This window comes from Viridibacillus sp. FSL H8-0110 (assembly GCF_038003565.1).
GTDB classification, from domain to species: domain Bacteria; phylum Bacillota; class Bacilli; order Bacillales_A; family Planococcaceae; genus Viridibacillus; species Viridibacillus arenosi.
Map to the genome: position 1 here is coordinate 769,200 of NZ_JBBOPJ010000001.1, position 23,100 is coordinate 792,299.

At 36.8% G+C, this 23,100-nt stretch carries 24 protein-coding genes and 1 riboswitch; of the genes, 19 read left to right on the plus strand and 5 right to left on the minus strand.

What is annotated here, in order from left to right:
* The first annotated feature begins 144 nt into the window (after positions 1–144).
* The 5 genes from MHH98_RS03790 (at position 145) to MHH98_RS03810 (ending at position 3,621) form a co-directional block, all read left to right on the plus strand.
* Positions 145–360 (plus strand): hypothetical protein, encoded by a 216-nt coding sequence (locus tag MHH98_RS03790; protein ID WP_038188755.1) that lies wholly within the window; start codon positions 145–147, stop codon positions 358–360.
* Between the two features lie 646 nt (positions 361–1,006).
* Positions 1,007–1,144, plus strand: a complete 138-nt coding sequence (locus MHH98_RS03795) for a hypothetical protein (protein ID WP_168170725.1) — start codon at positions 1,007–1,009, stop codon at positions 1,142–1,144.
* A gap of 72 nt (positions 1,145–1,216) precedes the next feature.
* Complete coding sequence (locus tag MHH98_RS03800; RefSeq protein ID WP_038188754.1) at positions 1,217–2,125, plus strand: EamA family transporter; 909 nt, start codon at positions 1,217–1,219, stop codon at positions 2,123–2,125.
* 569 nt (positions 2,126–2,694) lie between these two features.
* On the plus strand, positions 2,695–3,156 hold the full coding sequence (locus MHH98_RS03805; protein WP_038188748.1) for a hypothetical protein: 462 nt from the start codon (positions 2,695–2,697) through the stop codon (positions 3,154–3,156).
* Between the two features lie 15 nt (positions 3,157–3,171).
* The gene (locus tag MHH98_RS03810) at positions 3,172–3,621 is read left to right on the plus strand and encodes an OsmC family protein (protein ID WP_038188745.1); all 450 of its coding nucleotides are present in this window, start codon (positions 3,172–3,174) and stop codon (positions 3,619–3,621) included.
* A gap of 85 nt (positions 3,622–3,706) precedes the next feature.
* Here the strand turns inward: MHH98_RS03810 and MHH98_RS03815 are convergent, their stop codons facing one another.
* The gene (locus MHH98_RS03815; RefSeq protein ID WP_340712232.1) at positions 3,707–4,291 is read right to left on the minus strand and encodes a DJ-1/PfpI family protein; all 585 of its coding nucleotides are present in this window, start codon (positions 4,289–4,291) and stop codon (positions 3,707–3,709) included.
* 140 nt (positions 4,292–4,431) lie between these two features.
* Here MHH98_RS03815 and MHH98_RS03820 point away from each other — a divergent pair, with 140 nt between their 5' ends.
* Positions 4,432–4,872 carry an Lrp/AsnC family transcriptional regulator gene (locus tag MHH98_RS03820; RefSeq protein WP_076065704.1) on the plus strand — a complete coding sequence of 147 codons (441 nt, stop codon included), beginning with the start codon at positions 4,432–4,434 and terminating at the stop codon, positions 4,870–4,872.
* A gap of 336 nt (positions 4,873–5,208) precedes the next feature.
* Positions 5,209–6,696 (plus strand): histidine ammonia-lyase, encoded by a 1,488-nt coding sequence (gene hutH / locus MHH98_RS03825; protein ID WP_038188737.1) that lies wholly within the window; start codon positions 5,209–5,211, stop codon positions 6,694–6,696.
* Between the two features lie 66 nt (positions 6,697–6,762).
* On the opposite strand, the gene MHH98_RS03830 is transcribed toward hutH, so the two are convergent.
* Positions 6,763–7,983: an NAD(P)/FAD-dependent oxidoreductase gene (locus MHH98_RS03830; RefSeq protein ID WP_340712233.1), complete on the minus strand. Its 1,221-nt coding sequence runs from the start codon at positions 7,981–7,983 to the stop codon at positions 6,763–6,765.
* A 130-nt stretch (positions 7,984–8,113) separates the two neighbouring features.
* On the opposite strand from MHH98_RS03830, the gene MHH98_RS03835 reads away from it, so the two are divergent.
* The gene (locus MHH98_RS03835) at positions 8,114–9,001 is read left to right on the plus strand and encodes a 5'-3' exonuclease (RefSeq protein ID WP_076034497.1); all 888 of its coding nucleotides are present in this window, start codon (positions 8,114–8,116) and stop codon (positions 8,999–9,001) included.
* On the opposite strand, the gene MHH98_RS03840 is transcribed toward MHH98_RS03835, so the two are convergent.
* Both MHH98_RS03840 and MHH98_RS03845 read right to left on the minus strand, forming a co-directional pair.
* Complete coding sequence (locus tag MHH98_RS03840) at positions 8,984–9,505, minus strand: C39 family peptidase (protein WP_076065706.1); 522 nt, start codon at positions 9,503–9,505, stop codon at positions 8,984–8,986. The two genes, MHH98_RS03835 and MHH98_RS03840, sit on opposite strands and share 18 nt — an antisense overlap.
* A gap of 658 nt (positions 9,506–10,163) precedes the next feature.
* Entirely contained in the window at positions 10,164–10,490 is a 327-nt protein-coding gene (locus MHH98_RS03845) for a thioredoxin family protein (RefSeq protein WP_076065707.1), read from the minus strand.
* Positions 10,491–10,747: 257 nt separating this feature from the next.
* Between MHH98_RS03845 and MHH98_RS03850 the strand changes: the two genes are divergently transcribed.
* From MHH98_RS03850 to MHH98_RS03900, 11 genes are all read left to right on the plus strand, one after another.
* Positions 10,748–13,132 (plus strand): 3-hydroxyacyl-CoA dehydrogenase/enoyl-CoA hydratase family protein, encoded by a 2,385-nt coding sequence (locus MHH98_RS03850; protein WP_340712234.1) that lies wholly within the window; start codon positions 10,748–10,750, stop codon positions 13,130–13,132.
* A 31-nt stretch (positions 13,133–13,163) separates the two neighbouring features.
* On the plus strand, positions 13,164–14,336 hold the full coding sequence (locus MHH98_RS03855; RefSeq protein ID WP_038188709.1) for an acetyl-CoA C-acetyltransferase: 1,173 nt from the start codon (positions 13,164–13,166) through the stop codon (positions 14,334–14,336).
* 27 nt (positions 14,337–14,363) lie between these two features.
* Entirely contained in the window at positions 14,364–16,148 is a 1,785-nt protein-coding gene (locus MHH98_RS03860) for an acyl-CoA dehydrogenase family protein (RefSeq protein ID WP_076034499.1), read from the plus strand.
* A gap of 108 nt (positions 16,149–16,256) precedes the next feature.
* Positions 16,257–16,613, plus strand: coding sequence for an arsenate reductase family protein (locus MHH98_RS03865; protein ID WP_076065709.1), 357 nt, complete (start codon positions 16,257–16,259; stop codon positions 16,611–16,613).
* A 78-nt stretch (positions 16,614–16,691) separates the two neighbouring features.
* Positions 16,692–17,072 (plus strand): glycine cleavage system protein GcvH, encoded by a 381-nt coding sequence (gene gcvH / locus MHH98_RS03870; RefSeq protein ID WP_038188701.1) that lies wholly within the window; start codon positions 16,692–16,694, stop codon positions 17,070–17,072.
* A gap of 79 nt (positions 17,073–17,151) precedes the next feature.
* Positions 17,152–17,496 (plus strand): TOPRIM domain-containing protein, encoded by a 345-nt coding sequence (locus tag MHH98_RS03875; protein ID WP_038188697.1) that lies wholly within the window; start codon positions 17,152–17,154, stop codon positions 17,494–17,496.
* An 11-nt stretch (positions 17,497–17,507) separates the two neighbouring features.
* The gene (locus MHH98_RS03880; RefSeq protein WP_038188694.1) at positions 17,508–17,816 is read left to right on the plus strand and encodes a thioredoxin family protein; all 309 of its coding nucleotides are present in this window, start codon (positions 17,508–17,510) and stop codon (positions 17,814–17,816) included.
* 56 nt (positions 17,817–17,872) lie between these two features.
* A riboswitch (SAM riboswitch) is annotated at positions 17,873–17,979 on the plus strand.
* Between the two features lie 126 nt (positions 17,980–18,105).
* A complete protein-coding gene (locus tag MHH98_RS03885; protein ID WP_038188691.1) occupies positions 18,106–19,131 on the plus strand; it encodes a methionine ABC transporter ATP-binding protein in 1,026 nt (341 codons plus the stop codon).
* On the plus strand, positions 19,124–19,792 hold the full coding sequence (locus MHH98_RS03890) for a methionine ABC transporter permease (RefSeq protein ID WP_038188688.1): 669 nt from the start codon (positions 19,124–19,126) through the stop codon (positions 19,790–19,792). The genes MHH98_RS03885 and MHH98_RS03890 overlap by 8 nt, the downstream gene beginning before the upstream one ends.
* A 63-nt stretch (positions 19,793–19,855) precedes the next feature.
* On the plus strand, positions 19,856–20,659 hold the full coding sequence (locus tag MHH98_RS03895) for a MetQ/NlpA family ABC transporter substrate-binding protein (RefSeq protein WP_076034501.1): 804 nt from the start codon (positions 19,856–19,858) through the stop codon (positions 20,657–20,659).
* A gap of 256 nt (positions 20,660–20,915) precedes the next feature.
* Positions 20,916–22,082: a dicarboxylate/amino acid:cation symporter gene (locus MHH98_RS03900; RefSeq protein ID WP_076065710.1), complete on the plus strand. Its 1,167-nt coding sequence runs from the start codon at positions 20,916–20,918 to the stop codon at positions 22,080–22,082.
* 57 nt (positions 22,083–22,139) lie between these two features.
* Here the strand turns inward: MHH98_RS03900 and MHH98_RS03905 are convergent, their stop codons facing one another.
* Positions 22,140–23,042, minus strand: a complete 903-nt coding sequence (locus tag MHH98_RS03905) for a LysR family transcriptional regulator (RefSeq protein WP_076065711.1) — start codon at positions 23,040–23,042, stop codon at positions 22,140–22,142.
* Positions 23,043–23,100: the final 58 nt, after the last annotated feature.

Here is a 23,100-nt window from a genome sequence, read left to right on the forward strand (position 1 = left end):
ATCTCTTATTGTAGGTTTTAAAAAAGAATGATTCGATATGGAGAAAATAAAAAAGTATCCATTAGCGAGATTAAATAGAGCACAAATAGAGAAAGCTGTAGCCACAATTAAAACCAACGAACAAGGAAGGTTAGGTGGCTACCGATGGAATTAGAGAAAAAACTATATTGCTACAACTGCAAGGAAGAAACAGTGTATCAAAAAAGACGTAATAATAACACGTATATGGAAAGTCATTGCAGGGAATGTGGTTGTTTTGAATGGCAGAATAGAGCAGTAGAAAGTGAAGTAAAGAAATGGGCAGAGTATAATTTAGTAAAAGGAATACCGAACTTTGAAGAAGTACAGAGAATTATTTAATCGAATAGCTTAAATCCAGGACAGCATGTTTTTTATCTTTAAAATATATCTGCTAAATAAACATCCCACTTAAATTAATACTTTTAAGAAGGCTCAGAGTGCACAAAAGGCATCGAGAAGTCAATTCTCATTGCCTTTTGTCTTTTTTACATTCTTTTTTTAGGTTTAAACAATTGGATAATTCATTTAATTAACCGTACTTTTCAATAACCTTCCCACTATTAAGCTGCTCGCCATGTCTAAGTGACGAGCTTAATTATTTTCCTTATCTCAAAAATACTGTTGATAGTAGGCTGTCATAGTTACACATTCAGTTGATTGGAGCGGAGTGCGGCGACTCCAGCGGGAAAAGCGGGATAGTCGAGACCCTAGACTAAGCGTAGCGAAGGAAGCGGCTCGGCCCCGCCCGCGGAAAGCGTCCGCACGCAGCGGAAATAAACGGCCTTATTCATACATATGTATTGTAAAAAGAAAAAGGCTGTAGACAAACTCTAAATTCTTCGAGTTTGTCTACAGTATGAGCCTTCCTAAATTAACTTTTAAGAGGGCTTAAAGTCCTTGGGTAATTGGAAGCGCTATTATGAAATTACTTATTGTCAATGGGTGAGAAAATACATACAATTAGACAGAACGGAGGTATTTCTACATGAAAAAAGCTTATTTAGCCAACGGTCTGTTCAGTTTAGGCAATCTATTTGTTAATGGACTTAATATCCAGAATGGTGAAATTGCTACTACGAAGCAAGAAGTAACCGAGGCTTTCGAAATGCATTACTCTCCATAATTTTAATGGTTATTTACCTTATTATTCTTTCAAAATTACTAGGTTACCATTAAAAAGGAGTTTATTTAGATTATGTGGTTTTTATTTGCAATATTAACATGGCTTTCATGGGGAGCAGCGAACTTATTTTACAAAAAGGGCTCAGATACAAATGACAAAAATAGTCATATTAAAATAACTATTATGGTTGGTCTTGTTATGGGGATTCACGCAACGATCTATATGTTCGTGAAAGGTTTAGAATTTCATCCACAAGATATGTTAACGTATTTGCCTGTTTCAACATTGTACATTGTTTCAATGGTTTTTGGTTATGTTGGGTTACGTTATTTAGAGTTATCCATTGCAGCACCAGTGCAAAATGCTTCAGGTGCGGTTACAACGATTTTACTATATATGTTCTTTCCACAAGAAGTTACTTGGATACATTTTGCAGGTATCATTGCTATTACAGCCGGCGTTATTTGGATTGCTGTTATTGAAAAACAACAGGACGATGCATTATTACGTTCTCAAAAAGTTAAAATTGAACGTAAATATCAATTTGGATTTTTCGCAATGTTATTCCCGATTTTATACGCATTAATAGATGGGGTTGGAACTTTCGCTGATGGTATCTATTTAGACGAGTTAACAATTATGACTGAAGATGCAGCGCTACTAGCATATGAATATACATTCTTTATAGTAGCAGTTGTATGCTTTATCTATCTTCGTTTCTATAAAAAAGTGAAATTCAATGTATTTAAAGAGCGTGATCGCACATACGCAGCAGTTTTAGAAACTATTGGTCAGTTCTTCTATGTGTACGCAATTTCAGCATATGCGTTTATTTCCGCGCCAATTATTTCATCATACTGTATTTTCTCAATTATACTATCGCGTATTTTCTTAAAAGAAAAACTAACAAAGAAACAATACTTCGTCATTGCAATTATTATGCTAGGTATTGTCATCCTTGGTCTTGCTGACGAATTATAATTGTAAAACGTCAATCGAAAAATCGATTGGCGTTTTTTTGTTTTGAACAATAAAAGTAATATCACGACAAGCAAATATATGCTCATACTTATAAGAATAATTTTTTGTCCTAAAATCATAGTTATAAATCCTTTCTATTTTCGCTTACCAAAATTAATAACGAATGCACCGATGCATCGCCATGAATTTAAAATTACGAGTACATGTTCTGACGTGTCTTTGGGAACAATGATATCAAGGTAACCGTCTTTATACTAAGAATCATAATCGATAGTATTCCAGCTCTTTGTTATTTTCTCGATGGCATTATATTTTTTAGGCTAAACTGCAACGCCACCATCAAACATCTTTTTCATTAGATAAGCAATTTGTTTAGGCGAAAAGAGTACATAGAGTGTAAATAGTAATAGGATCGTTGTGAAAACGAAAATGCCTGTCCGATGTTTCTTCAATAGAGTGACCGGTTTTCCTTCTATCAATCTGCAATCTATTATGGCATAATTTGTCGTGGGCTTCGAATGCTGTTCTATTGAAAATAGGATTTATAAATTTTTTGAGGTGAAACATAAATGTATAAGAGAAAACGACTTTTACAAGGAATACTTGTAATTTCAGCATTAGAGATGCTGTATTATTATTTTATAGGGAAACAATATCTTTTCATAAATGGTCTTGGGGATATGCCTTTTTACATTATTGGCGGTAATGCATTATTATTTGTAGCTTACTTTATATTGGTTGAGAAAAGTAACATTAGAAAAAAGAATGCACTTATCATTATTGCCTATGCACTTTTAATCATAGCTCCGTTCTATTTCCAAAAGCATGTACCGAGTTTTAATGTAGATGATGCAACGCAAATTATTTCGCGAACTGAGGGCGGGAAAGTTGTGAAAGACCGCAAATTTAGCGGGACGATTGTCGACTATTCTGGACTAGAAGTATATATTATTACGCTTGAAAAGGATAAAGAAGTTTCGCGTTATGCATTTGATCCATATACTGAAAAATATTATGCATTTGCGAATTAGAAATGAGGTTTGACAGTGGCAGAACATAGTTTTCATTTGACTGCAAATTGGCCAGGTGGTCGTAATGATGTCGGCACAATCGCATCAGGTCAATTACAAACAAAAGTATCTATTCCCCATGAAATGGACGGGCCAGGAATTGGCACTAATCCTGATGAGATGCTGTTAGGCGCTGCTGCGACTTGTTATATTATTACATTAGCTGCAATGCTTGAACGATCAAGTATTAATGTAGAGAGCCTATCGATGCAATCTGAAGGAATCGTTGATGTAACGAATGGCGTCTTTACGTATAAGAAGATTATTCACAAACCAGAAATCACCTTATCAAGCGGCACAACGGTACGAGATGCTAGTTTAACGCAAAAGCTTGCAGAAAAAGCAGAAAAAACATGTATGATCAGTAAGGCAATACAAGGGAATGTTGCACTTGAATTGCAAGTGCATTTAAAAATAGAAGAGTAAGATGAGCTGCTAAGTATTCGTTAAAAATCGATTACTTAGCAGTTTTTTTATGAATTGAGAACATATCAGCTTAATTTACTTTTGTTTAGGCAAATCCCATGAGGTCTTTCACATGATGAGTATTTTCTTTTGTCGTTAGCATTTCAAGCAATAGGAACGCGACATCAAAAGCAGTACCTGGATTTGATGATGTAATGAGATGACCATCTTGAACAATTCTCTCATTTTGTACATTTACGCCAAAATTCTTTAACTGTTCTTTTCTTATACTTGTTGGGTGATTGTAAGTTGTAGCTTTTCTATTTGTTAAAATGCCACTTTTACCAAGTGCTAACGATGCTACACAAATACTAGCAATAGGCTTTTGTCTTGCATCAAAATGACGGATTATGTTTGAAAATGATTCACTAAATGCATCGTCATAAAAGCCTGCCTCTTCAAATCCTCCTGGAATAGCTAATGCGTCAAATTCATCTAATTGAATGTCATGAATCGTTTTTTCAGGGACGACGGTGAAATTCCATGTGCAAGTTAATTTATCTCGAAGACCGACTGTCACTACCTCAGTCGAGCCGTCGCCTTCCCATTTGTTCCAACCAAGCACATCTGTAAATACGCTAGCCTCTACTGCTTCAAAGCCATCTGCTAATAACAATAATATTTTTTTCATTTCTTAAATCCCTCCAATACCTTTATTTTAATTGACCAAAGAAGTGGATTACATAAGTTGAAAAAGGATATATCTTTAAATGGATTTATATTATAAGGATTTTGAGTTATTCTATTTAATAAAAAAAGGTGAGTGGAAAAATGGATCAAATAGATAAAAAGATAGTAAAGGAATTACAGTTAAATGCCAAAATTTCTATGAAAGAATTAGCAGAAATCGTTCATTTATCGGCTCCGGCAGTTATAGAGAGAGTTCGAAAGTTGGAAGAACAGCAAATAATTGAGGGTTATCATGCGAGTGTTGCATTGAAAAAAATAAATCGTCCAATGCGTGCAATTATTTTGTTCGAGTCAAAGGACTGTAAAGCATTAGCGAATTTTTGTCATAATCATCCTGATGTACTTGAGTGTTACAGAGTGGCGGGCGAGATTAGTTATATTGTCAAAATAGCAACGCATTCTGTAGAGAGTTTAGAGCAATTTATTGATGACTCCATGCAATATGGTACACCTTCAACAAATATTGTTTTATCTTCGCATGAAAAGAAGGTAATTGAACCATTTATAGTGGAAGAGAAATAATAAAAGGAGTGTCATCGTAAGTAAATTTTTCTTGAAGTTTTAAGCGTTCGGTAAAAAAGGTACTATTTAGTCTCTATCATAATCCTGTATAAAAAATAAAGAAACTAGATAAAAGTTTATTGTTATTCAGCAACTTTATCCTGCTAAAATACTACATTGATAGCACATGAGAAATTTTTACTTTTTTACAAAAAGTACTTAATTTCAGTCTGATTTTATGTAGAATGAATGTAGTATATTAGGGAAATTTCTTATTCAGTTCGTCTTCTTGGTTGTTCATAAAAGGCGAAAAGTTTACTGGAATTTTCACGATGATAAAGAGGAAGTGACTGTTGAATGATTATATTAGACGGAAAGAACTTATCATTGGCGGATTTAAATGTCATTCTAAATGAGAACGTCAAAGTTGAATTAGATAATGATGCGATAGAACTTGTTAAGAAAAGCCGATTAGCTGTTGAGAAAATTGTACGTGAAGATCAAACTGTCTATGGTATCAATACAGGTTTCGGTAAGTTTAGTGATGTGAAAATTGCAGAAGAAGATACACGACATCTTCAACTCCATTTAATCCGTTCACATGCTTGTGGTATAGGTGCGCCTTTTGCTGAAGTCGTTTCTCGAGCAATGGTCGTTCTTCGTTTGAATGCATTGTTAAAAGGTTTTTCAGGTATTCGAATAGAAGTTCTAGAACGTCTTGCGTATATGGTAAATAACCGAATTCATCCCGTCATTCCACAGCAAGGGTCGCTTGGTGCATCGGGTGATTTGGCGCCATTATCACATTTAGCTTTAGTACTAATTGGTGAAGGTTATGTTTGGCAAAAGAATGAGCAAGTACCAGCGGCTGATGTTTGGCAAACTCATAATTTGGAACCGATTACATTAGAGGCAAAAGAGGGATTAGCATTAATAAATGGTACCCAAGCAATGACAGCTCAAGGCGTTGTCAATTATTTAGCAGCAAGTAAATTGGCTTATGACAGCGAATGGATTGCAGCAATGACGATGGAGTCTTTATTTGGAATTGTCGATGCCTTCCATCCAGCGGTTCATGAGGCGCGTGGCTATCAGGAACAAATGGACGTTGCAGAACGTATGCGTAATTGGTTAGCTGGTAGTCAATTAGCGACTAAACAAGGGGAGAAGCGAGTGCAAGATGCATATTCTCTACGTTGCATTCCGCAAATTCACGGGGCTAGCTGGCAAGTACTCAACTATGTGAAAGAGAAGCTTGAAATTGAAATAAATGCTGCTACGGATAATCCGCTTATTTTCGATGATGGTGATACAATTATTTCAGGTGGGAATTTTCACGGTCAACCCATCGCGTTTGCAATGGATTTCTTGAAAATAGGTATGGCCGAATTAGCAAACGTTTCTGAACGTCGAATTGAACGTCTCGTAAATCCTCAGTTAAGCGAAGGGTTACCGGCATTTTTAAGCCCACAACCAGGTTTGCAATCTGGAGCAATGATTTTACAATATGCAGCAGCAAGTCTTGTATCTGAAAATAAAACATTGGCGCATCCAGCATCCGTAGATTCTATTCCATCTTCAGCCAATCAAGAAGATCATGTCAGTATGGGAACAATAGGTTCAAGACATGCTTATCAAATAATTGAAAATGCTAGAAGAGTGTTAGCAATAGAAGCTATTTGTGCAGCACAAGCAGTTGAATATAGAGGCGTAGAGAAAATGTCTAAAGCGCTTTATACTAAATGGCAAGAAGTGCGCGCAGTTGTTCCTACAATTAATGAAGATCGAATTTTTAGCGAAGATGTAGAAAAGCTCTCTGATTGGTTATCACCAATCAATCATTAAACAAACATAAAAACGCGTCTATTTAGTAGCTATTAGTTGCTAATAATAGACGCGTTTTTATATGAATTAGATGACACTATTAGGGCGATCTAAAGTGACTAAATGGGCATCTTCGTTTTCATGACCCTGTATTAAATCTATTAAAATATTGGATCCAAGCATGCTATAAACTGTACCGTTCCCTCCATATCCTAGTAAATAGAAATGGTTGGGCTGATTAGGATGCTCACCGATAAATGGTAAATTATCGATTGATTCACCGAAAGTAGCACCATACATATATTCAGCCTCTATTAGTTCGTGGGGGAATAGCTTTTGTAGCTCGTCCACTAACTTATCTGCGTGCTGCTGGACAATGTTATCTGTTGAAGGTGCTTCAGGAGAATCCTCATCTAATCCACCTGCGATAATTCGATTATCAACAGTAGTACGAAGGTAAAGATAAGGGCGTTTTGTTTCCCAGATGAGTGCGCGCTTATACCAATTGTTTAATGATTTCATTGGTTTTGTCACGATAGCATAAGAACGATTTATCTCAGCACCTTGTCGCTTCCCGAATGGTAATGGTTCATAACCAGTCGTATAAATAACCTTTTTCGCACATAGTTCCTCTTTCGATGTATGAACAGTAATGATCCCTGTCTCTTCATCTTGGGTAGTATCTAGAACTTCAATTCCTTCCAGTAAATGTACTCCTTCTTCTTGCAGTTTTTCCAATAACCCTAGAACAAATTTATAAGGATTTATCTCTGCATCATTTTGAGTAACTATCGCACCTGGTTTTTGAAAGGGCATATGATTTATTATTTCTTTAGCTGTCCAAAATTCACAAGGAAAGCCATTAGAAGATAACGCTTCATATTCCTTTTGTAGTCTTGATACATCTTCCTGCGAACTTGCATAGTAAATACTCGGTCTACGTATAAAGTCCGCACGATCCTGTAAAGTGATGGAAATTTCTTCAAGTTGTTCGATTGCTTGATAGCAAAGTTTATAAAAACGAATGGCATTTGCTTCACCAATTTGTTGTGCAAGCTCATGCAACATAATATCATTTGAAAATTGTAGCAAACCTGTATTTGCAGCAGTACTACCTGTACCAAACGGTCTTTTATCAATTATCGCTACTTTTAAACCTTCTTTAGCGAGTGTATATGCAGTTAATGTACCTGACATCCCACCACCAACAATAATAGCATCATAGCAATCTGACTTTTCTACCGGTAGCACTTTAAAACGTTTAGTAACTGTTGTTGGCCAATATAAAGAACCTTCATGTATATGCACTTTTTAATACCCCCTTACAAAGCTATTCATATTTACCCATAGAACGCACAACATAATCATTCTATCTAGATATTTGTTATAATGAATGCTTGATAGATATTAAAGTGAATAGATTGAGAGGATATATATAATGAATGAGCAACCACATATTTTAGTAGTAGATGGAATGGCACTGTTATTCCGTTCGTTTTTTGCAACAGCCCCGATGAACCAATTTTTTAGAAAAGAAGACGGTACACCGACAAATGGAGTACAAGGTTTTGCACGTCATGTTTTGACTGCACAATCGATGATGAAACCGACTCATTTGGCAGTATGTTGGGATATGGGAGTACACACTTTCCGAAATGAGCTATTTGATGGCTATAAAGCAAATCGTCCGAGTCCACCAGATGAATTGAAGCCACAGTTTGATATGGCGAAGGAAGTATCCGAAATGATTGGCTGGAAAAATTTTGGTGAAGTAGGAATGGAAGCAGACGATACAATTGGTTCAATCGTTGAAAAATGGAAGAATGATGCGAAGATAACAGTTGTCAGTGGCGATAAGGATTTATTACAGTTATTAAATCCTTCAACTACTATTGCCTTAACGAAAAAAGGTTATACAGAATACAATGTCTATGATGTTCAACGTTTTGAGGAAGAATATGCAATTGCACCTGCATTATTTGCTGATGTTAAAGCATTTATGGGCGATTCAAGTGACGGTTATCCAGGGGTTAAAGGTATTGGTCCTAAAACTGCTTTGAGCCTCATCCAAAAATATGGAACAGTGGATGGTGTTTTAGCTGCGATTGATGAGCTTAAACCAGCACAACGTTCGAAAATCACAGAGTATGAAGAAATGTTAAGGTTGTCACATCAACTAGCAAAAATTCATACAGAAGTACCTATTCATGCAACAATTGATGATTTATCATTGCCGTCACTAACGCAAGAGAAGCTTGATCAATTAACGATGGACGGTTATTCACTGATTTCACGCCATGCAAAATCATTATTCCCGAACGGTTAAAGGCGTCATTTTTACAAAGTTAAGTACTTTTTGATTGGCTTTATAAGAGACTTCGCTTATTTGACTATCACGATTTTGCCCACCATTATCATGGATAATGAGAATGACATCGTTCTCAACCTCTTCATAACCAATGAGCGGTACCCAGTGATAGGCGTATTTGGGCTTTAAGCAAAAATGAAAAGAAAAATATTTATCAAACTTCATTGCAACCGGTCTTCCCGCGCGCAATTCAAACAAAGCATCATGAAAGCTACAGCTTTGAATAGACCAATCTGGCCCAACTATTTTCCGCATATTATGAATGAAGCGGTATTTAAAAAGGCCAATTGGTGTTGTTCCTAGCTGTTTATAAAGCTGATTGATGCTTTTTGTTTTTTCATGAGGTAATAGATAATCTAACATGATAGCAGCGGTTGTTGGTCCACATGCAGAATTTCGGAATTTTTTAAGCACATTATCGGCATGTTGGGATTGCCCATTTACAGGTAATTGAATGCGCATATAATTCGCCTCCATAAAAAGAATGTATGAATCTATACGAGATAGGATTCCGCTTGTAGATACCCATAAGAAAAATACAAACCTATCTCTAGTTACAATATATGAAGCGTTAGTTTAATCATTAATATAACAATCATGGATATGGGTATGTAATTGTTAGAACTTTTCATGAATAGAATACATAGTATATTACAAAATGTATAAGAAAAAACGGATAGACACTAACTTGCTTTCCATTTTTGAACTTGCCAAGTACAATTGGCGAGTTTCTTTAAATTCACAACAGCAAAAGTAAGCATCTTCTGCATGGACACTTTTTAAGACCTCTTAAGGTTGGCCACCGCAACCTCAATTTTCCCCATAAGATGTTCTTGGGTACTAGTTGATACAAAGCAATCATTTCAATTTGATTTCTTTCGAGATTTTTTTATTTCCCATCATCTCAAAAGATTTATGTATATTACATGTGTAGTTGATTGGAGCGGAGGTGGCGACTCCTGGGGGAAAAGCGGGGCGACGAAGCGACATGGCGCCCGCCCGCGGAAAGCGTCCACCGTAGCGGAAATCAACAGTCCTATCTATTTATTTTTTAAAACAAAAAGACTGTAGACAAACTCGAAATTCTTCGAGTTGTCTACAGTCTATCTGTTAAAAAATGTTACGCATTTGCCTTTTGTGCTTCTAAGAATTCAGTTACTTGAGCTGGTGATTTAGCATTTGCACTGTGAAGGTGCGCTAACTTTTCGCCTTCTTTGAAGATCAGTAAGCTAGGAATACCCATAACATCATACTTTTCAGCAAGTTCTGGAAGCTCATCGCGGTTCAATTCATACCAATCATATTGATTGTATTCTTCGATAATAGGGTCGATGAACATGTCCATGCGTGTGCAATCAGGGCACCAGCCAGCGTGGAATTTTACGATAACAGGTTTTGCTTTCGAAGTAGTTTCAGTAAATTGTTCAATAGTTGTAATTGGTTTCATAAGTAAATCCCTCCTATAAAAATAGTGTACACGTTTTTTGGTGACGCTGAAAGCAACTTGTTTTAAAAAAGGTGATGATAGTATTTTTAAGGGATTAAAACAAAATTTAATCCATATATTTGTAAAATATGTGAATTTGATTATTGCGAAAAAACAGAAAATAGTCTAAACTAAGAAGCAGATAAGGAAGTTTTATTTTTTTTATTCTTAAAATGAATGAGCATTCATTCAAAAAGGGGAAAAGGGAGGATTTGCTCATGGCTTATCAAATAAAAAAAGCAGCTGTATTAGGTTCGGGGGTAATGGGTTCGGGGATCGCAGCCCATTTAGCAAACATTGGTATTCCAACAATTTTGCTTGATATCGTACCAATGGAATTGACTAAAGAGGAAGAAGCAAAGGGGCTTACTTTAGATAGTTCGGTCGTACGTAATCGATTCGCAGATACGGCATTACAAAAGCTTTTGAAACAAAAACCAGCACCATTAACTGCAAAGAAAAACTTAGCGTTATTATCAGTTGGGAACTTCGAGGATGATCTTGAAAAACTAAAAGAAGTGGACTGGATTATAGAAGTTGTCGTTGAAAACTTAGCTATTAAAAAGAATCTATATGAAAAAATTGATACAGTACGTAAACCAGGCACAATTATTAGTTCAAATACATCAGGCATTAGTATTGATGCAATGGCTGAAGGTCTTTCAGAGGACTTTCAAAAGCATTTCCTAGGCACCCATTTCTTCAATCCACCACGCTATTTGAAACTACTTGAAGTAATTCCGGCAAAGAATACTTGTCCTGATGTAGTGGCATTTATGAAGGAATTTGGAGAAGACAAACTAGGAAAAGGTGTCGTTCTAGCAAAAGACACACCAAACTTCATCGCTAATCGGATTGGTACATATGGCTTGCTTGTTACTTTACGTGAAATGCAAGAACGTGGTTATTCGGTTGGTGAAGTAGATTCTGTTACAGGACCTTTAATTGGCCGTCCAAAATCAGCAACTCTTCGCACATTAGATGTTGTCGGCTTAGATACTTTCGTTCACGTCGCAAAAAACGTTTATGATCAAACAACGGGTGAAGAGCAACGAGTATTCGAAGTACCAGCTTATATTCAGAAGATGGTTGATAATGGCTGGTTTGGAGCCAAGTCAGGTCAAGGGTTCTTCATTAAAAAGGGAAAAGAGATATTAGAGTTAAATACAGATACATTTGAATATGAACCAGTAAAAAAACTCCGCACTCCTTCAATTGAAATGGCAAAGCAACAAAAAGGATTAGCAGCGAAAGTGAAGTTGTTAACATATGCTGATGACCGTACAGGAGAACTATTGTGGAATGTGCTAGCACCAACTTTACTTTACTCAGCGCAGTTACATGGTGAAATTGCCGATGATATTGTAGCAATCGATAACGCCATGAAATGGGGCTTCGGCTGGGCACAAGGACCATTTGAAATTTGGGATGCAATAGGTGTAAAGAAATCAGTTGAGAAGATGACTGCTGAAGGTAAAGAGATTCCTAGCTTCGTAGAAGGTTTACTAGCTAAAGGCTATGAAACTTTTTATAAAGAACTAGAGGATGGATTAGCTTACTTCGACGGTGAAGATTACAAGCTAGTACCGGTTAATGAAAAAGCAATCGATTTAAAGCGCTATAAGAAAAAACACGGTGTTATTAAATCGAACTCAGGAGCTAGCTTAATCGATATGGGGGATGGCATTGCGTTACTGGAATTCCATTCACAAGCAAATGCTATCGGTTTAGATGTTATACAAATGATTAATTTTGCCATTGATGAGGTTGAAGCAAATTACAAAGGGCTTGTTATTGGTAACCAAGGGAAGAACTTTTGTGTTGGTGCCAATTTAGGAATGATTCTTATGGAAGCCCAAGATGACAACATTTTCGAATTAGACTTCACGATTCGTGGTTTCCAAAATGCGATGACGAAAATTAAGTACAGTTCAAAACCAGTAGTAGCAGCACCATTTGCGATGACGCTTGGTGGCGGTTCTGAAGTTTGTTTACCAGCAGCTCATATTCAAGCAACAATGGAAACGTATATGGGTCTAGTGGAAGTAGGCGTAGGTCTGATTCCTGGCGGTGGCGGTAATAAAGAATTGTACTTAAAGCATTTAAAAGGATTACCAAATGGAGTACAAGTCGATTATCAAAATATCGCAAACAAAGTATTTGAATCTATCGCAATGGCGAAAGTTTCAACATCTGCTGAGGAAGCGAGAGAAAATAACTTCTTAAATTTTGCAGATGGTATTAGTGTTAACTCTGATCACCAACTATATGACGCCAAACAAGCAGCATTGGCATTATATGAAGGGGGTTATACAGCGCCAATTAGAACTAAGGTGCCGGTTGTAGGTGAAACTGGTTATGCAACATTATTATTAGGAGCACAAGGAATGTATCAATCAGGCTTCATTAGTGAGCATGATTTGAAAATAGCGAAAAAGCTTGCCTATGTTTTAGCAGGTGGCAAAGTTCCTTACGGCACATTAGTGGATGAACAATACTTACTAGATTTAGAGCGTGAAGCGTTCTTAAGCCTTGTAGCAGAGCCAAAATCACAAGCTAGAATGCAACATATGTTAGTGAAAGGTAAACCACTTCGCAACTAGTTTTAGAGAAGTGATTAAGGGGGAATCTACTATGCGTGAAGCTGTTATTGTAGCAGGTGCAAGAACACCTATTGGAAAAGCAAAAAAAGGATCTTTAGCAACTATTCGTCCTGATGATCTTGGAGCATTAGTTGTGAAAGAGACATTACAAAGAGCGGGTTATGAAGGGGACATAGATGATTTAATTCTTGGCTGCGCTATGCCAGAAGCAGAACAAGGGATGAATATTGCGCGTAATATAGGAGCACTTGCTGGGCTACCTGATACAACACCAGCTGTAACAGTTAATCGATTCTGTTCATCAGGTTTACAATCAATCGCTTATGCTGCAGAACGTATTATGCTTGGACATTCAAAGGCTATTATTGCAGGCGGTATTGAATCTATGAGTCTAGTACCAATGATGGGCAATGTGATTAGACCTAATGCGACTTTAGCGGAAACTGCCCCTCAATATTATATGAGTATGGGGCATACAGCGGAAGAAGTGGCTAAGAAATATGATGTTAGTCGTGAGGATCAAGATGCCTTTGCTGTTCGTTCACATGAATTAGCGGCAAAAGCAATTCAAGAAGGTAAATTCGTCGATGAAATCGTTCCAGTGGAAGTCGTGCAACGATACGTGGATGCGGGGAATAATTTGCAAGAGAGAAAATTCACTTTTGATATGGATGAGGGTGTACGTGTTGGTACATCTCAAGAAACACTTGCGAAATTACGCCCAGCGTTTTCAGTAACTGGAAGTGTAACAGCAGGTAATGCTTCACAAACTTCAGATGGTGCAGCAGCAGTACTTGTTATGGACCGTGAAGAGGCAGAAGCACAAGGTTTAAAGCCAATGGCGAAATTTTTATCCTTTGCCGTAGGTGGAGTGCCTCCTGAAATTATGGGGATTGGCCCAACAGTTGCTGTACCGAAGGCGCTGAAAATTGCTGGCCTATCTATTGAAGATATTGACCTATGGGAAATTAACGAAGCTTTTGCTTCACAATCAATTCAAGTGGTGCGTGAACTGGGTATCGACCTTGAAAAAGTTAATGTTAATGGTGGTGCAATTGCATTAGGGCATCCGCTTGGTGCTACAGGTTCCATCCTAACACTGAAATTAATTCATGAGTTAAAACGTCAAGGTAAAAAGTACGGTGTAGTAACAATGTGTATCGGTGGCGGTATGGGAGCTGCTGGCGTATTTGAAATTCTATAAATAACACACAAAAGGGGAGCGATTATTATGACAGAGAAATTAGCGAATATCATTAGAGGCGGTAGCTTTTTAACTGAAGATGTAGAACTTGATCGTGTATTTACGCCAGAAGATTTCACTGAAGAGCATAAAATGATTGCGAAAACGACAGAGGACTATGTGCAAAATGAAGTATTACCAGTCGTTGAGAACTTAGAAAATCATGAGTTTGATCATTCTGTACGATTATTGAAAAAAGCTGGTGAACTTGGTCTTTTAGCTGCAGATGTTCCTGAAGAATATGAAGGTCTTGGCTTAGACAAAGTAACATCAGCATTAATTGCTGAGAAAATGTCAGTAGCTGGCGGATTCTCTATTACACACGGTGCACATGTTGGAATTGGTTCATTACCGATCGTATTATTTGGTAATGAAGAGCAAAAACAACAGTACTTACCTAAGCTTGCATCTGGAGAGCTAATTGCAGCTTATGCATTAACAGAGCCAGGTTCTGGGTCGGATGCATTAGGTGCTAAAACAGTAGCCAAATTAAATGCAGAAGGCACACATTATGTATTAAACGGTGAAAAACAATGGATTACAAACGCTGGTTTTGCTGATGTATTCGTCGTATATGCGAAAATTGATGGCGATAAATTCTCAGCATTCATAGTAGAACGCAACTATCCAGGTGTTTCTGTCGGTGCAGAAGAAAAGAAAATGGGGATTAAATCTTCTTCAACTCGTACACTAATTCTAGAAGATGTAAAAGTACCAGTTGAAAACCTACTTGGTGAAGTAGGGCGCGGTCACATTATTGCGTTTAACATTTTGAATATCGGTCGTTACAAATTAGGTGTTGGCTCAATTGGTGCATCAAAGCGTGCTCTTGAATTAGCGATTTCGTATACGAACCAGCGTCAACAATTTAAAACACCTATTTCATCTTTCAATTTAACGAAAGAAAAACTATCAACAATGGCTTCAAAATTATACGCTACTGAAAGTTTAATCTACCGTACAGTAGGATACTTTGAAGATCGTATGGGCCAATTAAGTGAAGACGAACAAAAAGACGGCAAAGCGATTGCAGCATCAATTGCAGAATATGCTATTGAATGTTCTATCAATAAAGTTTTTGGTTCTGAAACACTTGACTATATCGCTGATGAAGCAGTGCAATTACATGGTGGATATGGTTTCATGCAAGAGTATGAAGTAGAGCGCATTTACCGTGACTCACGTATTAATCGAATTTTTGAAGGAACAAACGAAATTAACCGTTTCATCATACCTGGCACGTTTATGAAAAAAGCAATGAAAGGTGAGTTACCTTTATTGCAACAAGCGCAGAGCCTACAACAAGAGCTTTTAATGCTAATGCCTGAAGAAATTGGTGATGAGCCATTAGCACAAGAAAAGCATCTTGTGAAAAATGCGAAAAAAATCGCTCTATTAGCAGCTGGTCTTGCTGCACAAAAATATGGCCCGAAATTAGATGCCGAACAAGAATTACTAGTGAACATTGCGAATATCGCTAACCAATTATTTGCAATGGAATCTACTGTGTTACGTACAGAAAAAGCTATTGCTCGTGATGGGGTAGACAAAGCAAGCCAAAAATTACTATATACTCAAATCTTCTGCCAAGAAGCGTTTGAAGAAATCGAAAAAGAAGCAAAAGAAACAATCATTACAGCTGTAGACGGAGACAATGCTCGTATGATGTTATCTGCGCTTCGCAAACTTACTCGTAACAATCCTTACAATGTTATTGCCAAGAAACGTGAAGCATCAGTTAAACTAATTGCTGCTGAGAAATTTGTTGTCTAAAATAAGCTAGTTGAGAATCCGAACACAACTTTTGTGTTCGGATTTCTTGCTTGTAGACTATACTCCCACTACAATAGAATTAAATAGTTTGGAAAAAGGAGCATGTATATGTCTATTTTATTCATTCAATATCCAAAATGTACAACTTGTCGTAAAGCAAAAGCATGGTTAGACGAAAATGGGGTAAACTATGCAGATAAGCACATCGTTGAAGAATCACCTTCTAAAGAGAAATTAAAACAATATTTAGATGCTAGTGGTTTACCATTAAAGAAGTTTTTTAATACTTCAGGAATGAAGTATAGAGAGCTACAATTGAAAGATCGACTTGCTGATATGTCGGAAGATGAGCAATTAGAATTGCTTGCTTCGGATGGTATGTTAATCAAGCGTCCAATCGTTACAGACGGTAAAAAAGTGACGTTAGGATTTAAAGAATCAGACTTTGAACAGACATGGAAATAACACAGACATATGCTTGTTTTTACAATGGAAATATGTCAAACTTAAAGTGAATATAATTACATATTTGGAGGGGTATTCATGAGCACACCAAAAGACTTACGCTATTCTGAAGAACATGAATGGGTAAAAACTGAAGACGGAAAAGTACGTATCGGTATTACACATTTCGCACAATCTGAACTAGGCGATATCGTTTTTGTTGAACTTCCACAGGTTGGCGACGAATTAGTAGCAGACGAACCATTCGGCAGTGTTGAATCTGTAAAAACTGTATCAGAACTTTACGCACCGATTTCTGGTAAAGTTGTTGAAATTAACGAAGAGCTTGAAGAAAGCCCAGAGTTCGTTAACGAATCTCCATACGATAAAGCATGGATGGTTGTAGTTGAACCAGCTGATAACGCTCAAGTTGATGCATTATTAACTGCAGAACAATACGAAGCAATTATCGAAGAATAAGATCTGAAAACGCCGTGCATTTGCTCGGCGTTTTTTTAAACTTGGTAAACGGCAAAAAGTATTTGTTAGGAGGGTATATATGACTTTTAACAAGCTGATTATCGTGGAAGGGCGCCAAGATAAGTTGCGAATTGCGCCAATACTAGCAGAGAACATTCCGATAATATGTACGAATGGAACAGTTAGTGCAAGCCGATTAGAAGAAATCTTGGCACCATATGAGGACTGCGAATTGTATGCATTCTTTGATGCTGACTCATCGGGTGATAAGCTCCGTGCTCTTTTTAAAAGAGAGTTCCCAAATGCTCGTCATCTACACACCTCCTCTACTTATAAACAAGTAGAAGCTACTCCTAGAAGACATTTAGCTAGAATATTATTGGCGGCAAATTTTACAGTTCATAAAGAATATCTAATAGTATAGGAATGAAGAAGATGGAAGAATGGTCACGTGAACAATGGGAAGAAACTATGAAAAACTCCTCGCTTTCGGCTTTTTATTTGTATACACCATTATGTGGGACGTGTGCAGTTGCGTCGAAAATGATGGAAGTAGTAGAACATGTCGTTAGCGATATTCCTATTGGTAAAGCGAACTTGAATTATATACAAGATGTAGCGTTTGATTATGAAATAGAAAGTGTCCCATGCTTGATTATTTCGAAGAATGGGAAAATTCATGATAAAATCTATGCCTTTCAATCAGTACCTTTTTTGTTTGAAAAATTACGTCAAAACGATTGACGTTGAAGCAATAGCGTGATAAAGTAGCAAACATAACTAATTAAATATAGTCGTTACTCTTATTTAGAGAGGTGGAGGGAAGTGCCCAATGAAGCCCGGCAACCGTCATATTTATATGGCACGGTGCCAAATCACACAAAGTATTTACTTTGGAAGATGAGAGAACGGTTTTACGTATATAGCTTTGCGTTGAACCCTTCTGTTAATCTGCAGAAGGGTTTTTTTAGTTTCTAAGAGATGCCAGTAGAAAGTGCATACTTTTTAGTTTTAAAATAAAGGTGGTATGACAGTGATTCAGTTAGAAAATGTTATGAAAAAATATAAAACCGCTAACGGAGAGTTAACCGCTGTCAAAAATGTGAATTTATCTGTTGAAGACGGAGAAATATTCGGCATTATTGGATACAGCGGAGCAGGCAAGAGTACGCTCATTCGTTTATTAAATGGTTTGGAGCAACCGACGACCGGTAAAGTTGTTGTGAATGGTCAGGAAGTTTCGTCGATTAAAGGAAGTGCGTTACGTAATGCGCGTCAAAAAATCAGTATGATCTTCCAACATTTCAATTTACTTTGGTCACGTACTGTAGAAGAGAATATAGCATTTCCATTAGAAATTGCAGGTTTATCTAAGGCAGAACGTCAGAAAAAGGTATTAGATCTTATTGAATTAGTTGGTTTAAAAGGCAGAGAAAAGGCGTATCCTTCTCAATTATCAGGTGGTCAAAAGCAACGTGTAGGTATTGCTAGAGCACTGGCAAATAACCCAGAAGTACTGCTTTGTGATGAAGCTACTTCAGCACTTGATCCTGAAACAACGGATTCAATTTTAGATTTACTAGTCGATATCAATGAGAAATTAGGCTTAACTATTGTACTTATCACGCATGAGATGCATGTCATTCGTAAAATTTGTCATCGTGTGGCAGTAATGGAAGCTGGACAAGTTGTTGAAAATGGTGATGTTCTAGAAGTATTCCAATCACCACAAGCAGACGTTACAAAACGATTTGTTTCTCAAATTACAGATACGAATGAACGTAAAGAATCAATTGAACAAATTATTGAAAACTACCCATCAGGAACACTTGTAAAATTAATGTTTGTAGGCTCTTCAACTGGTCAGCCAGTTATTTCACATTTAAGCCGTGAACTTAATTTGGACGTGAATATTGTCCATGGTAATATTTCGCAAACGAAAAGCGGGCCATATGGCACGCTGATTATACAGTTAGATGGCAATAATGATAATGTACAAAAAGCAGTCACATATATGAATGAACATGGAGTAAAAACGGAGGTGATCGAAAATGCTTAATGATCTCTTCCCGAATGTACAATGGGACAGAATGTGGGAAGCAACGATAGAAACACTGTATATGACAGGTGTTGCTACAATTTTCACTTTTGTCATTGGTTTAGCTTTAGGTATTTTGCTGTTTTTGACGAGCCCTCAGCAATTATGGGCAAATAAATTAGTAAGTTGGTTAACAGGTTCGATCGTGAATATTTTCCGTTCGATTCCATTCATTATTTTAGTGATTCTATTAATACCATTTACGAAACTATTATTAGGCTCAATTCGAGGTCCCAATGCCGCATTACCAGCATTAATCATTGGAGCAGCACCGTTTTATGCGCGTATGGTTTTAATTGCGTTAAAAGAAATTGATAAAGGTGTCATCGAAGCGGCACGTTCAATGGGCGCAAAAACTTCTACGATTATCGGTAAAGTGTTAATCCCAGAGTCATTACCCGCATTAGTTTCGGGTATTACTGTAACAGCTATCGCACTTGTTGGATACACAGCAATGGCAGGTGTTATTGGGGCAGGTGGACTAGGGACATTAGCATTCTTAGACGGTTTCCAAAGAAGTCAAAGCGATGTAACTTTCGTTGCAACAATCCTTATTTTAGTAGTGGTATTTGTTATTCAATTCGTCGGAGATCTTATTACGACGAAGATTGATAAAAGATAATTTGGGCTTATACGGTATAACCGATCACATATAACTAAACAGTATAAAAGGAGCGTTAAGAACATGAAGAAATTTGTAGCAGGAATCCTTACGGGAGTATTAGCCCTAAGCTTAGCAGCTTGTGGTAAATCAGAAGAGAAATTAGTAATCGGTGCAGCGAATACACCGCATGCTGAAATTTTAGAAAAAGCAGAGCCATTACTTGAAAAAGAAGGTATCAAGCTTGAAATCGAAAGGTATCAAGATTATGTTTTACCGAACAAAGATTTGGAAAACGGCGATTTAGATGCAAACTACTTCCAGCATATTCCTTACCTAGAACTTCAAAAAAAGAAAAATGGATATGATTTTGTTAATGTTGGTGGAGTGCACATCGAGCCAATCGGTATCTATTCTAAAAAATATAAAAAACTCGAAGATCTACCAGAAGGAGCAACAATTCTTCTAAGTAACTCAGTTTCAGACCATGGTCGTATGTTATCCCTACTTGAAGCAAAAGGACTTATCACGTTAAAAGAAGGCGTAGATAAAACTGCAGCTGAAATTAAGGATATTACTAAGAATCCAAAAAACTTTAAATTTGATGCAAACACTGCACCCGAAATGCTTGTACAAATGTATAAAAATGACGAAGGTGACGCAGTATTAATCAACTCTAACTTCGCTATTGATGCCGGTATAAGCCCAGGGAAAGACGCAATTGCATTAGAAGATAAAGAATCAGAGTACATTAATGTGATTGCTGTTCGTAAAGAAGATGAGAATAACGAAAAGATTAAAAAATTAGTTAAAGTGCTCCATTCAAAAGAAATGCAAGACTATATATTAAAAGAATGGAACGGGGATATTGTTCCTGTATCTGAATAAGAAAGAATTGAAACACCCAAGCTGAATAAGCTTGGGTGTTTTTATGTATTTATAAGTTAATAACAATATTTAGGTAATTATGCTACGTGAATATTGTAAACCTTGCAATTAGTTGATTTAACACAACCTAATTATAATAATTTGAAAATACTTAATATTCCGGATCATTGTTGTGCTATTCACTTTAATAAGTGGGTGTGATAGAGTGTGCATATACTTTTAGAAAAGACATATGTATTTACCAGGAGGACATTTTATGAAGATCAAGTTTGGTTTATTGCCACGAATTATCGTCGCGATTATTTTGGCAGCGTTACTAGGTACTATTATGCCGAAAGATGGCGTTCGTATATTTGCAACATTCAATGGTATATTCGGAAATTTCTTAAACTTCGTTGTACCGTTATTAATCGTCGCATTTATTGCACCGGGAATTGCACAATTAGGTAAAGGGTCTGGAAAACTGTTAGGGTTAGCTACTTTCTTTGCTTACTTTTCTACTTTAATAGCTGGATTCTTTGCATTCTTTGTTGCTTCAAATGTTTTACCCGATTTAATTTCAACTTCTGGAAGTGAGCAATTTTCTAACCCAGAGAAATTTTTAGCGAAATCATTTGTAGTAATCGATATGCCACCATTGATGGACGTTATGACTGCTCTATTATTAGCCTTCATCCTAGGGATTGGAATGGCATCTATCAATAGTGAATTTATGAAAAAATTCTTTGATGAGTTTAATTTAATTATTGATAAAGTAATTTCGAAAATTATTATTCCGTTATTACCTATTCATATTTTTGGTATTTTCTTAAATATGACTTTTGCTGGTCAAGTAGCAAAAATTCTATCAGTTTTTGCATTAGTATTTTTATTAATTATTTTAATGCATTTATGTATCTTGGTATTACAATATGTAGTAGCAGGCGCTATTAATAAGAAAAATCCGTTCTATCTTTTGAAAACAATGGCACCTGCATATTTTACAGCTCTTGGAACACAGTCATCAGCTGCGACGATTCCGATTACATTAAAGCAAGCACGTAAGACAGGTGCTTCTGATCGAGTAACAGGTTTCACTGTCCCACTATTTGCAACAATTCATTTATCAGGCAGTACAATTACTTTAACAACATGTTCAATTGCTGTAATGATGTTAAATAATCATGCGTATTCATTAACTGAAATGATACCTTTCATTTTCATGTTAGGTATTGTAATGGTTGCAGCACCTGGTGTACCGGGTGGCGCAGTAATGGCAGCGACAGGTATTCTTCAATCAATGTTAGGTTTTGATGAAACTATGGTGGCGTTAATGATAGCTCTATATCTCGCGCAAGATAGTTTTGGTACAGCTACAAACGTAACAGGTGACGGTGCACTTTCAATGATCGTTGATCGTTTCAGTAAAAAAGAACAAGCGTAGTTAGAAAATAACCATGCACTATAAAAAGGCCTTCCGAATATTTCGGAGGGCTTTTTATTATTTAAACTGAGTTAATAATGAGAAGAAGTTATTTACAAAGCTTAAGAAAACTTGTTCAGAAGGAGCTAAATCACGATTAGTAGGTGAAATAATACCGACCGTTCTTGTAAACTCTGGTGAAACTAGCGGTAACTTTACAGTGCGTCTAGGTGTGGAGTCATAAAAGGCGCTTTCAGGTAATAAGCTTATGCCGATTCCAGCAGCTACTAAACCTTTTAAAGCATCCATATCTTCACCCTCTGAAGTGATTTTAGGTGTGAAGCCAACAGATTTACAAGCTTCAACAGCCACTTTGTTGAGAATATAACCTTCGGGGAAAAGCACGAAATCCTCATTCCGTAAATCAGATAAATGAATAGAGTCCTTTTGTGCTAAGGAATGAGTAGCTGGCAATAAGGCTGCAATATTTTCTGTAAATAAAATCGTCGTATTGATGGCATCGTCTTTTTGTGGAAGTGGACCAAGGAACGCTAGGTTTAGTTCTCTGTTCTTCACTGCATTTATTAAATATCGGTAAGAGCCTTGGCGCAAGTGGAATGATACATTAGGGTGCTCTTTTTTAAATGCTGAAATAACAGTAGGCAACAAAAAACTCGCTAAGCTCGTAGGAAAGCCGATTTTGATCGTTCCCTTTTCTGGGTCCAAGTATTCGTCGATTTGCTTTTTGGCAAAATCGATTGCTTGTAAGGCAGCAATGCTATGTTCGAGAAATGTTTTACCAATTGGCGTCAGTTTGACATTTCGTCCAACTCGCTCAAATAGCTTTGTACCTAGTTCTTCTTCTAAATTAGCTATTTGGCGACTTATCGCAGATTGAGCAACGTGTAAGTTTTCAGCAGCTTCAGAAATATGTTCAAGCTCCGCAACCGCAACAAAATAGCGTAATTGGCGTAGTTCCATCGTATGTCATCTCCCATTCATCTAATATATAGATTAATAATATATAAATTATATATTG

What these genes read in the sequence shown, in the direction of transcription:
- gcvH (WP_038188701.1), top strand. Translation starts at nt 16,692, where the DNA reads ATGAGCACACCAAAAGACTTACGCTATTCTGAAGAACATGAATGGGTA.
- MHH98_RS03865 (WP_076065709.1), top strand. Translation starts at nt 16,257, where the DNA reads ATGTCTATTTTATTCATTCAATATCCAAAATGTACAACTTGTCGTAAA.
- MHH98_RS03790 (WP_038188755.1), top strand. Translation starts at nt 145, where the DNA reads ATGGAATTAGAGAAAAAACTATATTGCTACAACTGCAAGGAAGAAACA.
- MHH98_RS03845 (WP_076065707.1), bottom strand. Translation starts at nt 10,490, where the DNA reads ATGAAACCAATTACAACTATTGAACAATTTACTGAAACTACTTCGAAA.
- MHH98_RS03855 (WP_038188709.1), top strand. Translation starts at nt 13,164, where the DNA reads ATGCGTGAAGCTGTTATTGTAGCAGGTGCAAGAACACCTATTGGAAAA.
- MHH98_RS03835 (WP_076034497.1), top strand. Translation starts at nt 8,114, where the DNA reads ATGAATGAGCAACCACATATTTTAGTAGTAGATGGAATGGCACTGTTA.
- MHH98_RS03800 (WP_038188754.1), top strand. Translation starts at nt 1,217, where the DNA reads ATGTGGTTTTTATTTGCAATATTAACATGGCTTTCATGGGGAGCAGCG.
- MHH98_RS03900 (WP_076065710.1), top strand. Translation starts at nt 20,916, where the DNA reads ATGAAGATCAAGTTTGGTTTATTGCCACGAATTATCGTCGCGATTATT.
- MHH98_RS03850 (WP_340712234.1), top strand. Translation starts at nt 10,748, where the DNA reads ATGGCTTATCAAATAAAAAAAGCAGCTGTATTAGGTTCGGGGGTAATG.
- MHH98_RS03905 (WP_076065711.1), bottom strand. Translation starts at nt 23,042, where the DNA reads ATGGAACTACGCCAATTACGCTATTTTGTTGCGGTTGCGGAGCTTGAA.
- hutH (WP_038188737.1), top strand. Translation starts at nt 5,209, where the DNA reads ATGATTATATTAGACGGAAAGAACTTATCATTGGCGGATTTAAATGTC.
- MHH98_RS03895 (WP_076034501.1), top strand. Translation starts at nt 19,856, where the DNA reads ATGAAGAAATTTGTAGCAGGAATCCTTACGGGAGTATTAGCCCTAAGC.
- MHH98_RS03815 (WP_340712232.1), bottom strand. Translation starts at nt 4,291, where the DNA reads ATGAAAAAAATATTATTGTTATTAGCAGATGGCTTTGAAGCAGTAGAG.
- MHH98_RS03795 (WP_168170725.1), top strand. Translation starts at nt 1,007, where the DNA reads ATGAAAAAAGCTTATTTAGCCAACGGTCTGTTCAGTTTAGGCAATCTA.
- MHH98_RS03860 (WP_076034499.1), top strand. Translation starts at nt 14,364, where the DNA reads ATGACAGAGAAATTAGCGAATATCATTAGAGGCGGTAGCTTTTTAACT.
- MHH98_RS03840 (WP_076065706.1), bottom strand. Translation starts at nt 9,505, where the DNA reads ATGCGCATTCAATTACCTGTAAATGGGCAATCCCAACATGCCGATAAT.
- MHH98_RS03890 (WP_038188688.1), top strand. Translation starts at nt 19,124, where the DNA reads ATGCTTAATGATCTCTTCCCGAATGTACAATGGGACAGAATGTGGGAA.
- MHH98_RS03820 (WP_076065704.1), top strand. Translation starts at nt 4,432, where the DNA reads ATGGATCAAATAGATAAAAAGATAGTAAAGGAATTACAGTTAAATGCC.
- MHH98_RS03880 (WP_038188694.1), top strand. Translation starts at nt 17,508, where the DNA reads ATGGAAGAATGGTCACGTGAACAATGGGAAGAAACTATGAAAAACTCC.
- MHH98_RS03805 (WP_038188748.1), top strand. Translation starts at nt 2,695, where the DNA reads ATGTATAAGAGAAAACGACTTTTACAAGGAATACTTGTAATTTCAGCA.
- MHH98_RS03875 (WP_038188697.1), top strand. Translation starts at nt 17,152, where the DNA reads ATGACTTTTAACAAGCTGATTATCGTGGAAGGGCGCCAAGATAAGTTG.